The organism is Thermorhabdus hydrogeniformans (assembly GCF_049310025.1).
In the GTDB taxonomy this organism is placed as follows: Bacteria; Bacillota; Thermosediminibacteria; order Thermosediminibacterales; family Tepidanaerobacteraceae; genus JBJYKD01.
This window is the reverse complement of sequence record NZ_JBJYKD010000112.1, coordinates 1-278: the sequence shown is the minus strand read 5'-3', so window position 1 is coordinate 278 and position 278 is coordinate 1. Positions and strand designations below refer to the sequence as shown.

Below are 278 nucleotides of genomic sequence, written 5' to 3'. Positions count from 1 at the left end.
CGCAGCGCCGCGGGGACGTCGGTGACGTTGCGGATTCCGAAGGCGATGGAATAGGCGTCGGCGCAGCCGTCGGGCAGCGGCAGCCGCTGGGCGTCGCCCACGGCCCAGATCACCTCCGGCGGATAGCCCTTCTCCCGGCCCGCGGCGATCATCTCGCTGTTGTAGTCGATGACCAGCACTTCGGCGTCGGCCCCGCCGCGGCGTTCCTGCGCCCGACGGGCGAGGGCGGCGTAGCGGCGGGCCATGTCGCCGGTGCCGCCGGCGCAATCGATGATCCG

The 278-nt window shown here is 73.4% G+C and carries 1 protein-coding gene; it reads right to left on the bottom strand.

The window, feature by feature from the left end:
• A partial coding sequence (locus tag ACKX14_RS15710; RefSeq protein ID WP_422449314.1) for a class I SAM-dependent methyltransferase occupies window positions 1-278 on the bottom strand: 278 nt, incomplete at both ends.